Raw genomic sequence first — 13924 nt, forward strand, 5'->3', positions numbered from 1 at the left:
GGCAGCCGCCTACCCCGAGGATGTGTTGCCCCATGACGCGCAAGGCGCCCGCCGACGACTTCGACGATTCGGGTCTCGACGTCACCAAGCCGAAGACGTGGGCGGCGGGCGTGCCCGGGGTGACGGCCGCGCTGCGCCAGTCGTACGCGCAGATGGGCGCCGCGCGGACGGCGCTGACGCTGCTGCGCGTCAACCAGAAGCAGGGGTTCGACTGCCCGGGCTGCGCGTGGCCGGAGGGCGACCACCGGCACATCGCCGAGTTCTGCGAGAACGGCGCGAAGGCCGTCGCGGAGGAGGCGACGACGCGCCGCGTCACCCGGGAGTTCTTCGCCCGGCACACCGTCGCGGAGCTGGCCGGGCGCTCCGACCACTGGCTCGGGCAGCAGGGCCGGCTCACCGAGCCGATGGTGAAGCGCGCCGGGTCCGAGCACTACGAGCCCATCGGGTGGGACGAGGCGATCGGGCTGCTGGCGTCCGAGCTGACCGCCCTCGGCTCCCCGGACGAGGCCGTCTTCTACACCTCGGGCCGCACCAGCAACGAGGCCGCGTTCGCCTACCAGCTGTTCGCCCGCGCGTTCGGCACCAACAACATGCCGGACTGCAGCAACATGTGCCACGAGTCGTCCGGGTCCGCGCTGAGCGAGACCATCGGCATCGGCAAGGGCTCGGTCCTCCTCGAAGACCTCTACCAGGCCGACCTCATCTTCGTCGTCGGGCAGAACCCGGGGACCAACCACCCCCGGATGCTGTCGGCGCTGGAGAGGGCCAAGAAGGAGGGCGCCCGGATCGTCGCGGTGAACCCGCTGCCCGAGGCGGGGCTCATGCGGTTCAAGAACCCGCAGCGGCCGTCCGGCGTCACCGGGAAGGGCACGGTCCTCGCCGACCGGTTCCTGCAGATCCGGCTCAACGGCGACCTGGCGCTGTTCCAGGCGCTCAACCGGCTGCTCCTCGAATCGGACGCCCCCGGCGCCCTCGACGAGGAGTTCCTCGACGCCCACGCGCACGGCTTCGCTGCGTTCCGCGAGCACGTCCTCGCCCTCGACTGGGACGACGTGCTGGAGGCGACCGGCCTCACCCGCGGCGAGATCGCCGCGACGCTCGGCGACGTCCTCGCCGCGAAGAAGATCATCGTCTGCTGGGCGATGGGCCTCACCCAGCACCGCAACTCGGTGCCGACGATCCGGGAGATCGTCAACTTCCTGCTGCTGCGCGGCAACATCGGCCGCCCCGGCGCGGGCGTCTGCCCGGTGCGCGGCCACTCCAACGTGCAGGGCGACCGGACGATGGGCATCTGGGAGAAGCCGAAGCCCGCGTTCCTGGACGCGCTCGCCGCCGAGTTCGGCTTCGAGCCGCCGCGCGAGCACGGGCTGGACACCGTGGACGCGATCCGCGCCATGCGCGACGGCAGGGCCCGGCTGTTCCTCGGGATGGGCGGCAACTTCGTCCGCGCCACCCCCGACTCGGCGGTCACCGAGGCGGCGCTGCGCGGGTGCCGGCTGACCGCGCAGGTGTCCACCAAGCTCAACCGGTCGCACGCGGTGACGGGCGAGCTGGCGCTGATCCTGCCGACGCTCGGCCGCACCGAGCTCGACGTGCAGGCGTCCGGGCCGCAGTTCGTGTCCGTCGAGGACTCGATGGGCATGGTCCACGCGTCCCGGGGGCGGCTGGCCCCGGCGTCCGAGCACCTGCTGTCGGAGGTCTCGATCGTGTGCCGCCTCGCGAAGGCCGCGCTCCCCGGCTCCGCCATCGGCTGGGACGCCATGGAGCGCGACTACGACGTGATCCGCGACCACGTCTCCCGCGTCGTCCCCGGCTTCGCCGGCTACAACGCCCGCGTCCGGGAGCCGGGCGGCTTCACCCTCCCGCACGCGCCCCGCGACGAGCGGCGGTTCCCCACCGCGACCGGCAAGGCCAACCTGACGGTCAACGAGCTGGAGGTGCTGCGGGTCCCCGAGGGGCGTCTCCTGCTGCAGACCGTCCGCAGCCACGACCAGTACAACACCACCATCTACGGCCTCGACGACCGCTACCGGGGCGTCAAGGCGGGACGCCGCGTCGTCTTCGTCAACCCGGCCGACCTGTCCGCCCTCGGCGTCGCCGACGGCGCGACGGTCGACCTCGTCTCCGAGTGGTCGGACGGCACCGAGCGCCGCGCCCCCGCCTTCCGCGTCGTCTCCTACCCCACCGCCCGCGGCTGCGCCGCCGCCTACTTCCCGGAGACGAACGTCCTGGTGCCGCTCGACAGCACCGCCGAGGTCAGCAACACCCCGACTTCCAAGTCCGTCGTCGTCCGCCTCGAACCGGCGTGACGCCGTCGTGACGCGACCGTGCCGCGCGCGGGTCGCGGGGCGGGCGGGGGCGGTTTAGGCTGCGGGCATGACGAACCTGCCCGAGCAGTCCGGGATGCCCGGAGCGCCGGAGATGCGGGCCGGTGACGCCGATCGGGAGCGGGTCGCGCAGGTGCTGCGCGACGCGGCCGGCGACGGGCGGCTCACCCTGGCCGAACTGGACGAGCGGCTCGACGCGGTGTACGCGGCGAAGACCTACGGGGAGCTGGCGCCGCTCACCCGCGACCTGCCGGCGGCGGGGACGTCCGCGCCGGCGGTGCCGCTGGGCGGGGCCGACTGGCGGCCGGTGGAGAGCGCGCCGTCCTGGAAGATCGGCATCGGCGTGATGAGCGGGTTCCTGCGCTCGGGCGTGTGGAACGTGCCCCGCAAGTTCACCGCGTTCGCGTTCTGGGGCGGCGGCAAGATCGACCTGCGCGAGGCCCGGTTCACCGAGGGGCAGGTGACGATCCGCGCCCTGGCGATCATGGGCGGGGTCGAGATCATCGCCCCGGACGACATCACCGTGCACGTCAAGGGCCTCGGGATCATGGGCGGGTTCGACCAGCGGGCGAGCGGCCCGGGCGTGCCGGGCTCGCCGACGGTCGTGGTGAAGGGGTTCGCGTTCTGGGGCGGCGTCGGCGTGAAGCGCCGCAAGCGCCGCAAGGACAAGCGGCGCGAGGAGCTCGACCAGGGCGAGTAGCCCTCTGCGCGCCGGCTTCAAGCGCGGCCCTCAGCGCTCTCCGGCGGCGACGCGGTCGAGCCATTCGGCGAGCAGCGCCGCCTCGGTCGCGGTCAGCTCGGGCGGCGGGGCCGCCGCCAGCGCGGCGCGCAGCGCCACGGCGCGGGACGCGACCGCGCCGTCGCCCGGCGCCCCGTCCGGGACGGTGATCGCGGCCAGTACCGCCTCCCGGGTGCGGACGGACAGCTCCGCGTCGTCCGGCGGCTCCACGGCGCCGGAGACGAGCGCGAGCGTGACCCCCACCCCGGCGGCGTGGATCATCTGGACGGCGGTCGCGACGGGCACGCGCAGCCGGCCGGCGCGGGCGGCGGCCTCGACCAGGCCGGTCAGGATGCGCTCCGCCTCCGCCGCGACGGGCGGCGTGCGGGCCGTGCCGTACATCAGCGTGTAGAACGCGGGGTTGGTGCGGCCGAACTCGACGTGCAGGTCCCAGCCGCGGCGCAGATCCTCGACGGGGTCGCCGGTGGGCGGCTGGGCGCGCTTGCTCGCCAGGTACCGCTCGAACCCGTGCGCGGCGACGGCGTCGAACAGGCCGCGCTTGTCGCCGAAGTGGTGGTACAGGGTCGGCGCCCCGACCCCGGCGGCGGCGCACACGGCACGGGTCGAGACCGGTTCGCCGGCCGCGTCGGCGAGCAGCCCGGCGGCCGCGCGGACGATCCGGTCCCGCGTGTCGAGGTCCTTCTGCGCAGTCACAAAATCGATGTTACAGAAATTTTGGCAACATCGCTATACATGTGCTGTAGCGCGGCTATAGTCTCGACTGTATCGCTGATATGGCGGCCGGTCGCCGCCGCTACCGAGAGGGGATGCGCTCATGCGCAGCGCCGTTCTGCCCGCCGCGGGCAAGCCACTGGAGATCGTCGGACGCGAGGTGCCCGAGCCGGGCCCCGGCGAGATCCTCGTCCGGGTCACCGCGTGCGGGATGTGCTTCTCCGAGGTCAACCACCTGCGCGGCCACTACCCGTTCGGGACGTTCCCGGCCGTCCCCGGGCACGAGATCAGCGGCGTCGTCGCCGCGCTCGGCGAGGGCGTCGACTGGCCCGCCGTCGGCACCCCCGTCGGGGCCGGCTGGATCCACGGCTCGTGCGGCCACTGCGACCAGTGCGTGCGCGGGGACCAGATCCTGTGCACCGGTGCGCCCAAGCGGATCACGGGCGTCAACACCGACGGCGGCTACGCCGAGTACTTCGTCGGCCGCGCCGGTTTCGTCACCCCGCTGCCGGACGGCCTGGACCCGGTCGCCGGCGCCCCGCTGATGTGCGCCGGGATCACCGCGTTCAACGGGCTCCGGCGCGCGGGCGCGGTCGCCGGGTCGCGGGTCGCCGTGCTCGGCACCGGCGGCGTCGGCACGATGGCGCTGCGGTTCGCCGCCGCGATGGGCGCCCGCGTCGCCGTGGTCTCCCGGTCGCGCCGCGCCGAGGAGGAGGCGCGCGGCTTCGGCGCCGAGCTGTTCGTGCCGACCGCCGAGCAGGACCCGGCCGAGGCCCTGCGCGCCTGGGGCGGCGCGGACGTGGTGGTGAACACCGCCCCCGACACCGCGACCGGCCTCGCCGCGTTCGGCGGCCTGCGCCCCGACGGCACCCTGCTCTACCTGGGCATGGGCGCCGAGAACGTCAGCGTGCCGCCGGCCGCCCTCGTGATGAACCGGCTGCGGGTCATGGGCGTGCCGTCCGGGTCGCCGCACGACCTGCGCGACACGCTCGACTTCGCGGTGGCGCACGGGATCGTCCCCGAGGTCACGCCGGTCCCGCTGGACGAGGCGCCGCGCGTGCTGGCCGCGATGGACGAGGGCGCCCACCACGGCCGCGCCGTCATCACCTTCGGTTGAACCGCCGCCACGGGCGCGCCTTCTCGAAGGCGGCGCAGGCCCTCATGACCAGGCCGTCGGCGTGCCGCGCGCCGATCACCTGGAGGCCGATGGGCAGGCCGTCCTCGGTGAAGCCGCACGGCAGGCTCGCGGCCGGCTGCTGGGTCATGTTGAACGGGTAGGTGAACGGGGTCCAGCCCGTCCAGCGCGGGGACGGGGCGCCCGCCGGGGCCTCCCGGCCCGCCTCGAACGCGGCGATCGGCATCGTCGGGGTGAGCAGCAGGTCGTAGCGCTCGTGGAACAGGCCCATGATCCGGCCGAGCTCCATCCGGCGGGCGGTGGCGGTGAGGTACTCGACGGCCGAGTACCGCGCGCCCCGCTCGCAGATCTCCCGCAGGCCCGGGTCGAGCCGTGCCCGGTCCGCCGCGGACAGGTGCTCGACGACCTTCGCGGCGCCCGCGAACCACAGCACCTCGAACTCGCCGACGGGGTCGCCGCCCATGCCCGGGTCGGCCTGCTCGACCTTCGCGCCCAGCTCGGTGAAGACCTCCGCGGCGGCCGCGACGGACGCGGCCACCTCCGGGTCGACCCGCGCGAAGCCGAGGTCGGGGCTGTAGGCGACGCGCAGGCCGGCCAGGTCGTCGGGGCCGCCGTCGGAGAACGGGACGTCCGGGGGCGGCAGCGCCGACCAGTCGCGGCCGTCCGGGCCGCACACCGCGTCCAGCAGCAGCGCGGCGTCGGCCACGGTGTTCGTCATCGGGCCGGTGTGCGCGAGCGTCCCGAACGGGCTCGCCGGGTAGTGCGGGATGCGGCCGTACGTCGGCTTGATGGTGAAGGTGCCGGTGAAGGAGGCGGGGATGCGCACCGAGCCGCCGCCGTCGGTGCCGAGCGCGAGCGGCGCCATGCCCGCGGCGACGGCCGCCGCCGCGCCGCCGCTCGACCCGCCCGGCGTGCGGGACGGGTCCCAGGGGTTGCGGGTGACGCCGGTGAGCGGGTTGTCGGTGACGCCCTTCCACGCGAACTCCGGCGTGGTGGTCTTGCCGGCGAACACCGCGCCCTGCTCGCGCAGCCGCGCCACGGCCGGGGAGTCCTCGTCCCAGGGGCCCGCCGGGTCGATCGTCGTGGAACCGCGCAGCGTGGGCCAGCCGCGGGTGAGCAGGACGTCCTTGATGGAGACGGGCACGCCGTCGAGCAGGCCGAGCGTCGCGCCGCGCCGCCACCGGTCGGCGGAGGCCCGCGCCATGTCGAGCGTCGTCTCCTCGTCGACGAGGCAGTACGCGTTCAGCTTCGGGTCGTCCCGCGCGATCCGGGCGAGGACGGACTCGGCGGCCTCGACCGGGGAGAGCGTCCCGGCCCGGTACTCCGCCAGCAGTTCGGTCGCGGTCAGGTCGGCCGCGTCGGCCATGGCTACCCCCTCTGCTCGATGCCGGAACCCACGTAGCCGAGCCGCTTGTCGACGACGTTGCGCAGCGGGCGCCCCGCCGCGAAGCGGCCGAGGTTGTCGGTGAACAGCCGGACGAGCTCGTCCCGCCAGCCGACCACGTCGCCGGACATGTGCGGGGACACGAGCACGTTCGGCATCTCCCACAGCGGCGACGACGGCGGCAGCGGCTCGTCCTCGAAGACGTCCAGCGCGGCGCCCGCGATCCGGCCGGCGCGCAGCGCCTTGACGAGGTCGGGCTCGGCGACCAGCGCGCCCCGGCCCACGTTGATCAGCCGCGCGGACGGGCGCATCCGGTCCAGCGCCGCCGCGTCGATCATGCCGCGCGTCCGTTCGGTGAGCGGCGCCGCGAGCACGACGTAGTCGGCGGCGGCGAGCGCCGCGTCCAGCCCCTCCATCGGGACGACGGTGCCGAGGTCGGGGTCGGCGTCGCGGGCGGTGCGGCCCGCGCCGGTGACGGCGAGCCCGGCGGCGGCGAGCCGGCGGCCGATGGCGCGGCCGATCGGCCCGGTGCCGACCACGAGCGCGCGGGCGCCGTCGATGCGCTCGGTCTCGCGGTGCCGCCAGCGCCGCTCGCCCTGGAGCCGGACCGTGGTGTGCAGGTCCTTGGCGAAGGTGAGTACCAGCCCGAGGACGTATTCGGCGATCGGCTCGTCGAAAACCCCTCGCGAGTTGGTGACAACCGTGTCCCCCTCGACGAGGGCCGGGAACAGCAGGCGGTCGACTCCGGCGCTCGCGATGTGCACCCACCGGGGGCCGCCCTCGGCCGGCCACGCGGCCGCGAGCGCGTCGGAGAGGAAGTCCCACATGAAGACCGCGTCGGCGCCGGGAAGCGCCTGCGCCAGGGCGTTCTCGCGCACGTACCGGACGCGCGCGAGCCGCTCCGCCGCCGCCATTCCGCGGGGCTCGGCGTCCCCCACGAGCACCACCACGCCGGGCGGCTCACCTGGTGCGGGCTGGACAGGCTCCATCGGCGTCACTTCCGGGTCGGCGGAGTTTACGTGAAGGCAACTCGGAGAGGCATTGACACGCTAGGAAGGGTTCGTAGGATTGTCAACAATCAGCGCGTTGGACCGCGGCCCCGGTTCACCGCACTGGGTATGTGTGCTGCAAGACCGTCGCAACCGTTGCCCATGCACAGGCCAGGACGGATCCCAGAGCGCTCTGACTAGACCCCCGTTCGCGGGGGTGCGGGGGTCCGCCTCCCGCAAACATGGAGAGTCCTTCGGGTGGCGACGCTCTCGCCAACCCCTGTTCACGGGGAGGTCCAGCATGCCCAAGCTCATGACCATCACCCTGGAGCGTCGTGGCGTCTCGTGCGTCGCGGAGCTGCTGGAGAAGGACGCGCCGCGGACCTGCGAGGCGGTGTGGCAAGCCCTGCCCCTCGGTGGCGACGCGTACCACGCCAAGTACGCCCGCAACGAGGTGTACACGATGGTCGAACGGTTCTCCGAGGACGAGGTCGGCCTGGAGAACCCCACCGTCACCCCCATTCCGGGCGACGTCGTCTACTTCTCCTTCGCGGGCGGGATGCTCGACCGCAAGTTCAAGGAGGAGAAGAACATCCACGCGCTGCCCGGCGTGATCGACCTCGCGATCTTCTACGGCCGCAACAACCTGCTGCTCAACGGGGACGTCGGCTGGGTTCCCGGCAACGTCTACGCGACGATCGTCGACGGGCTCGACCGGATGGCGGAGGCGTGCAACGACGTCTGGCGCTCCGGCGGCGTCGGCGAGCGCCTCGTCTACCGCCGCGCCGAGTCCTAGAGCGGTGGCCTCGCAGATGACATTCGACCCCACGCTGGTCGTCGGCCCCGAGCTGCTCGCCCAGCACGGCATCGGGGTGGTCGCGCCGTTCGACTTCGCGCTCGACCGCGAGCTGTGGCGGTGGACGCCCGACGACGTCTCGCTCTTCATGACCCGGCTGCCGTACGTCCCGGTACCGGTCACCGTCGAGATGGCGTCCGCGCTGTCCGACCAGTCGATCGTCCGGCAGGCGACCCGGGACGTGCTCGCCCCCGAGCCGCTCGCCGTCGCCTACGCCTGCGCGTCCGGCAGCTTCATCCGCGGCAAGGCGGGCGAGCTGGAGCTGCACCAGTCGATGATGTCGGCCGGCGCGCCGGTGTCGACGACGACCTCCGGCGCGCTGGTGGAGTCGCTGCGGCTGCTGAACGTCTCGCGCATCGCGGTCGTCACGCCGTACATAGACGCGGTCACCGAGCGGCTCGTGTCGTTCCTCGGCGAGTACGGCATCGAGGTCGTGTCGTCGGTCGGGATGGGGCTGCTCAGCCACATCTGGAAGGTCGGCTACGGCGAGATCGTGGCCGCGGTGTCGACGGTGGACGCCCCCGAGGCCGAGGCCGTCTTCATCAGCTGCACGAACGTGCCGACCTACGACATCATCGCCCCGCTGGAGCAGATGATCCGCAAGCCCGTGCTGACCGCCAACCAGGTGACGATGTGCTCGGCGCTGCGCGCGATGGGCCGCTCCGCGGCCGGTCCCGGGCAGTCGCTGGCGCAGCTCGCGCCGTCCACGGCGGCGTGACCGCCATGGGGTCCATGATCGGCGAAGGTAGGGTTGGCGGGCATATGCGGCAGAACACGGTGAGCGCCGGATTCCTGTACCCGGGGTACAGCGCCGAGGACGACTACCCCGCGATCGAGCGCGCCCTGCGGGGCCAGGGGTCCGGCGGAGTCGCCCTGCCGGTCGTCCACACGCTGATGCGCGAGGACGCCCACCGCGTCGACGCGCTGCTGGACATCGGGGGCGACGACGTGCTGGGCGAGGGCGCCCGCACGCTGCGCGGCATGGGCGTCCAGGCCGCGGTCTGGGCGTGCACCAGCGGGAGCTTCGTGTTCGGCTGGGACGGCGCCGCCCGGCAGGTCGAGGGCGTCCGCGCGGCGGCGGGCGTGCCCGCGTCCAGCACGTCGTTCGCGTTCGTGCACGCGGCGGCGGCGCTCGGGCTGAGCCGGGTCGCGGTCGCCGCGACCTACCCGGCCGACGTCGCCGAGCGGTTCGTGGCCTTCCTCGCGCACGCCGGCGTCGAGGTGGTGGCGCTGTCCTGCCGGGGCATCGTCACCGCCGCCGAGGTCGGCACTCTCGGGCGCGAGGAGGTGCTGGCCTTCGTCGCGGCGAACGACCATCCGGACGCCGAGGCGGTGCTGGTGCCCGACACCGCGCTGCACACCGTGTCCTGGCTCGACGAGCTGGAGGCGCGGGTGGGCAAGCCGGTGCTGACCGCGAACCAGGTGAGCGTGTGGGAGGGGCTGCGGCTCGCGTCCGGCCCCCGGGGGCTCGCGCCGCGCACCGGGCTGGGCCGGCTGTTCGCCGTGCCCGCCGACGTCTCCGCCGTCCCCGCCGGCCAGGGGGCCGGGCCGGGACGACATACCTGGCAGCTATGAACGAAAGGGGCCCGCGGCATGGGCCGATTGGGTGAGCTGGAACCTGTCCCCCGCAAGTCCACCGTCGAGCTCGTCTCCGACGAGCTGCGCGAGGCGATCATGTACGGGTCGCTGGAGCCCGGCGCGCAGCTCGGCGAGGCCGAGCTCGCCGGGCGCCTCGGCATCAGCCGCGGCCCGCTGCGCGAGGCGATGCAGCGGCTCGTCCAGGAGGGGCTGCTGGTCAGCGAGCCGCACCGCGGGCTGTTCGTGATCACGCTGGACGAGGGCGACGTCGAGGACGTCTACCTGGCCCGGCTCGCGATCGAGCGGGAGGCGTGCCGGCTGATCATGGCGCGCAACCGCGGCGAGGCGGTGGCCCGGCTCACCGACGCCCTGGACGCGCTGGTCGAGGCGGCGCAGCAGCGCGACCGGGTCGCGATGAGCGACGCCGACCAGGCGTTCCACGAGGTGCTGGTGAGCTCGTCCGGCAGCCCCCGGCTGGAGCGGATGGCGCACACCCTGCTGGTGGAGACCCGGATGTGCCTGAACGCGCTCCAGGACACCTACCCCGAGCCGTCCGACCTGGTCGAGGAGCACCGGCGGCTGGTCGACGCGATCGGCGACGGCGAGGAGGAGCGGCTGCTCGTCCTCATCGAGGAGCACATGACCGACTCGATCCAGCGGCTGCGCGCCTCCCGGCCGTAGCCGCCCCGAGGAGGCACCGCCCCCGGGCACCCGGGGCCCTGGACACCGGGCCCGGGGGCACCTAGATTGCAGATTGTCGACAATCTACCGGAGGGACGCGCATGGCGACGCTGTCACCCCTGCTCAAGCAGGCCACACCCGTCCTGGCCGAACGCGGCGAGGGCGTCTACCTCTACGACACCGAAGGCCGCCGGCACCTGGACTTCACCGCGGGCATCGGCGTCACCAACACCGGGCACTGCCACCCGCGCGTGGTGGAGGCGGCGCAGAAGCAGGTCGGCACGCTCATCCACGGGCAGTACACGACCGTCATGCACGAACCCCTGCTGCGGCTCGTCGACGCGCTCGGCGACGTCCTGCCGGACGGCCTGGACTCGCTGTTCTTCCTCAACAGCGGCAGCGAGGCCGTCGAGGCGTCCATCCGGCTCGCGCGGCACGCCACCGGGCGGCAGAACATCGTCGTCTTCCACGGCTCCTTCCACGGCCGGACGATGGGCGCCGCCGCGCTCACCACCGCCGGCACCAAGTTCCGCGCCGGCATCGGCCCGCTGATGCCGGGCGCCACCATCGCGCCGTTCCCGCAGGCCTACCGCTACGGGTGGGACGAGGAGGAGGCCACCCGGTTCGCGCTGCGCGAGCTCGACTACCTGCTCGTCACCGCCAGCCCGGCGTCCGACACGGCCGCGTTCGTCGTCGAGCCGGTGCTCGGCGAGGGCGGCTACATCCCGGCGCCGCCCGCGTTCCTGGAGGGACTGCGCGAGCGCGCCGACCGGCACGGCATCCTGCTGATCATGGACGAGGTGCAGACCGGGTTCGGGCGCACCGGCCGGTTCTGGGGCCACCAGCACGCGGACGCGCGGCCGGACGTCCTCATCACCGCCAAGGGCCTGGCCAGCGGGTTCCCGCTGTCGGCGATCGCGGCGCCGACCGCGCTGATGGAGAAGGCGCGGCCGGGCTCGCAGGGCGGCACCTACGGCGGCAACGCGGTCGCCTGCGCCGCCGCGCTCGCGACGCTCCAGGTCATCGACGAGGAGGGCCTCGTCGCCAATGCCGAGCGGCAGGGCGCGCGGCTGAACGACGGGCTGCGCAAGGTCGCCGCCGACCATCCGGAGATCGGCGACGTGCGCGGGCTCGGGCTCATGCAGGCCAGCGAGTTCACCGGGCCGGACGGCGAGCCCGACGCCGCCGCCGCGCAGCGGGCGCACCAGGCCGCCGCCGAGCACGGGCTGCTGCTGCTGACCTGCGGCGCGTACGGGAACGTCGTCCGGATGATCCCACCGCTGATCGTCACCGACGCGCAGGTCGACGACGCCCTCGCGCTCTGGTCGCGGGCCGTGGCGGACGCCGTCGGCTGACCGCCCGGCGGGGGGGCGGCCGGCGCGCCGCCCCCCGCTCCGCCGCCCGCCCGCCTCCTGTTAGATTCCGAATCTGGTTCTACATCATGGAGGCGGCGTTGCGTCCCTGGCACACCCCCGAGCGCGCGGAGCTGCGCCGGCTCGTCCGCGACTTCACCGCGCGGGAGATCGTCCCGCACCTCGCCGGCTGGGAGGACGCCGGCGAGCTCCCCCGGGAGCTGCACGCGCGGGCCGCCGCGGCGGGCCTGCTCGGCGCCGGGTTCCCGGAGAAGGCCGGCGGGTCCGGCGGCGACCTGTTCGACGCGCTGATCGTCGCCGAGGAGATCATCCAGGCGGGCGGCTCCGGCGGGGTCGTCGCGTCGCTGTTCACGCACGGGATCGCGCTGCCGCACATCATCGCCTCCGGCGACGACGCGCTGATCGACCGGTTCGCCCGGCCGGTGCTCGCGGGCGAGGCGATCGGCGCGCTCGGCATCACCGAGCCCGGCACCGGATCGGACGTGGCGGGCATCCGCACCACCGCCGTCCGCGACGGCGGCCACTACGTCGTCAACGGCGCCAAGCTGTTCATCACCTCGGGCGTGCGCGCGGACTTCGTCACCACCGCGGTGCGGACGGGCGGCCCCGGCTTCGACGGCATCTCGCTGCTGGTGATCGAGAAGGGCGCGCCCGGCTTCACCGTGTCGCGGCCGCTGCGCAAGATGGGCTGGCTCTGCTCCGACACGGCGGAGCTGTCGTTCAGCGACGTCCGGGTGCCGGCCGCGAACCTGGTCGGCGCGGAGAACACCGGGTTCCTGCAGATCGTGCAGAACTTCGTGACCGAGCGGCTCTCCCTCGCCGTCCAGGCGTACGCGACGGCGCAGCGCTGCCTGGACCTCACGCTCGGCTGGGTCCGCGACCGCGACACCTTCGGCCGCCCGCTCGCGTCCCGCCAGCTCGTCCGGCACAAGATCGCCGAGATGGCCCGGCAGACGGACGTGGCGCGCACCTACGTCCGCGCGGTCGCCGAGCGGCACGCCGCGGGCGAGGACGTGCTCACCGAGACCGCCTACGCCAAGAACACCGCCGTCCTCGCCTGCGAGCACGTCGTGCACGAGGCGGTCCAGCTGCACGGCGGCATGGGCTACATGCGCGAGTCGGAGGTGGAGCGCCACTACCGCGACGCCCGCATCCTCGGCATCGGCGGCGGCACCAACGAGATCATGAACGAGATCGCGGCCAAGCGCCTCGGCCTCTAGCCGGGAGCGGCGCCCGGCGGGGAGAGGGTCCGCCGGGCGCCGCCGCGCGGGAGGCGGGTCAGCCGAGCGGGTCGCCGCAGTCGATGGGCCAGTACGGGCCCCAGATGTCGAGCGAGTTCAGCACGAACTTGATCGCCACCGGGTCGAAGGCGATCCCGACGTGCGCGTTGGTGTCGTTGGCGCACTTGTCCTGGAGCAGGACGTTCTGCGCGTTCGACCCGTTGAGGAACGCCGAGGTGTAGGGCGTGACGACCTCGTCGTACCTGGTGGCCAGCACGATGTAGGACGGGCCGGGCACCGTGTCACCGCCCGCGTTGAGGTCCTTCAGGAAGTCGGAGTCGGTGATCTGCTGCCCGGCGGCCGGCGCGGCCTTCACCACCGCCTGCGTGATGCCGAGCAGGCTGCCGAGCTGCACCAGCCCCGCCAGGTTCGTGCCGTGGTTGGACGGGACGAGCCCGATCAGCTTGTTGACCTTCGCGGCCCCGCCCAGGGACTTCATGTAGTACCGGGGCATCATGCCGCCCTGCGAGTGCCCGACCATGTCGACCTTGGACGCCCCGGTCGAGGCGAGCACCTTGTCGACGAACGCCGACAGCTGCCCGGCCGACGTCGGAATGTCGCCGATCCCCTGGATGGGGCCGTCCTTCGGGCCGCCGTAATTGAGGGCGTAGACGCAGTATCCGGCCTTCTTCAGCGCCGGGGAGAGTTTCTGCCAGTTGAACGCCATGTTCTCGAACGTGCCGTGCACGAGCACGACCGGCCGGGGGTGCCAGAACGACGGCTTGCAGTTCCAGTCGTTCGCGCCGTCCGGGCTGGTCTCGGCGTGCGCGGCGGGCGCGACCATGCCGTCCCTCACCGCCACGACGGCGGGCTTCGGGACGTGGTTGTAGTTGCTGGCCATCGACCGACAGTACGCACCGGTCGCCGCCAC

13 protein-coding genes are annotated in these 13924 nt (G+C 73.6%); 9 read left to right on the forward strand and 4 right to left on the reverse strand.

The window, feature by feature from the left end; all coding sequences use genetic code 11:
* The first annotated feature begins 32 nt into the window (after positions 1 to 32).
* On the forward strand, positions 33 to 2309 hold the full coding sequence (locus tag AB0K34_RS36445; RefSeq protein ID WP_364553353.1) for an FdhF/YdeP family oxidoreductase: 2277 nt from the start codon (positions 33 to 35) through the stop codon (positions 2307 to 2309).
* Between the two features lie 67 nt (positions 2310 to 2376).
* Positions 2377 to 3027, forward strand: a complete 651-nt coding sequence (locus AB0K34_RS36450; protein ID WP_301176709.1) for a DUF1707 domain-containing protein — start codon at positions 2377 to 2379, stop codon at positions 3025 to 3027.
* A gap of 30 nt (positions 3028 to 3057) precedes the next feature.
* Here AB0K34_RS36450 and AB0K34_RS36455 read toward each other — a convergent pair whose 3' ends face one another.
* Positions 3058 to 3759 carry a TetR/AcrR family transcriptional regulator gene (locus AB0K34_RS36455; protein WP_364553354.1) on the reverse strand — a complete coding sequence of 234 codons (702 nt, stop codon included), beginning with the start codon at positions 3757 to 3759 and terminating at the stop codon, positions 3058 to 3060.
* A gap of 121 nt (positions 3760 to 3880) precedes the next feature.
* On the opposite strand from AB0K34_RS36455, the gene AB0K34_RS36460 reads away from it, so the two are divergent.
* Positions 3881 to 4894, forward strand: a complete 1014-nt coding sequence (locus AB0K34_RS36460; protein ID WP_364553355.1) for an alcohol dehydrogenase catalytic domain-containing protein — start codon at positions 3881 to 3883, stop codon at positions 4892 to 4894.
* Here AB0K34_RS36460 and AB0K34_RS36465 read toward each other — a convergent pair.
* Together AB0K34_RS36465 and AB0K34_RS36470 are read right to left on the reverse strand one after the other, a co-directional pair.
* Positions 4881 to 6278 (reverse strand): amidase, encoded by a 1398-nt coding sequence (locus AB0K34_RS36465; protein ID WP_364553356.1) that lies wholly within the window; start codon positions 6276 to 6278, stop codon positions 4881 to 4883. The genes AB0K34_RS36460 and AB0K34_RS36465 overlap by 14 nt on opposite strands.
* A gap of 2 nt (positions 6279 to 6280) precedes the next feature.
* Positions 6281 to 7210 (reverse strand): D-2-hydroxyacid dehydrogenase, encoded by a 930-nt coding sequence (locus AB0K34_RS36470; protein ID WP_364553362.1) that lies wholly within the window; start codon positions 7208 to 7210, stop codon positions 6281 to 6283.
* 388 nt (positions 7211 to 7598) lie between these two features.
* Here AB0K34_RS36470 and AB0K34_RS36475 point away from each other — a divergent pair, with 388 nt between their 5' ends.
* From AB0K34_RS36475 to AB0K34_RS36500, 6 genes are all read left to right on the forward strand, one after another.
* Positions 7599 to 8081: a DUF3830 family protein gene (locus AB0K34_RS36475; protein WP_171069098.1), complete on the forward strand. Its 483-nt coding sequence runs from the start codon at positions 7599 to 7601 to the stop codon at positions 8079 to 8081.
* A gap of 16 nt (positions 8082 to 8097) precedes the next feature.
* The gene (locus AB0K34_RS36480) at positions 8098 to 8859 is read left to right on the forward strand and encodes an Asp/Glu racemase (protein WP_171069097.1); all 762 of its coding nucleotides are present in this window, start codon (positions 8098 to 8100) and stop codon (positions 8857 to 8859) included.
* A gap of 44 nt (positions 8860 to 8903) precedes the next feature.
* Positions 8904 to 9716, forward strand: a complete 813-nt coding sequence (locus AB0K34_RS36485) for a maleate cis-trans isomerase (RefSeq protein ID WP_364553357.1) — start codon at positions 8904 to 8906, stop codon at positions 9714 to 9716.
* An 18-nt stretch (positions 9717 to 9734) separates the two neighbouring features.
* Positions 9735 to 10400: a GntR family transcriptional regulator gene (locus AB0K34_RS36490; RefSeq protein WP_138637686.1), complete on the forward strand. Its 666-nt coding sequence runs from the start codon at positions 9735 to 9737 to the stop codon at positions 10398 to 10400.
* A 101-nt stretch (positions 10401 to 10501) separates the two neighbouring features.
* Complete coding sequence (locus AB0K34_RS36495) at positions 10502 to 11755, forward strand: aminotransferase class III-fold pyridoxal phosphate-dependent enzyme (RefSeq protein ID WP_364553359.1); 1254 nt, start codon at positions 10502 to 10504, stop codon at positions 11753 to 11755.
* 86 nt (positions 11756 to 11841) lie between these two features.
* Positions 11842 to 12993: an acyl-CoA dehydrogenase family protein gene (locus tag AB0K34_RS36500; RefSeq protein WP_364553361.1), complete on the forward strand. Its 1152-nt coding sequence runs from the start codon at positions 11842 to 11844 to the stop codon at positions 12991 to 12993.
* Between the two features lie 58 nt (positions 12994 to 13051).
* Here the strand turns inward: AB0K34_RS36500 and AB0K34_RS36505 are convergent, their stop codons facing one another.
* Positions 13052 to 13837: an alpha/beta fold hydrolase gene (locus AB0K34_RS36505; protein WP_364553363.1), complete on the reverse strand. Its 786-nt coding sequence runs from the start codon at positions 13835 to 13837 to the stop codon at positions 13052 to 13054.
* Positions 13838 to 13924 lie beyond the last annotated feature (87 nt).

The sequence above is a fragment of the Actinomadura sp. NPDC049382 genome (assembly GCF_040677125.1).
Lineage (GTDB): Bacteria > Actinomycetota > Actinomycetes > Streptosporangiales > Streptosporangiaceae > Spirillospora > Spirillospora geliboluensis.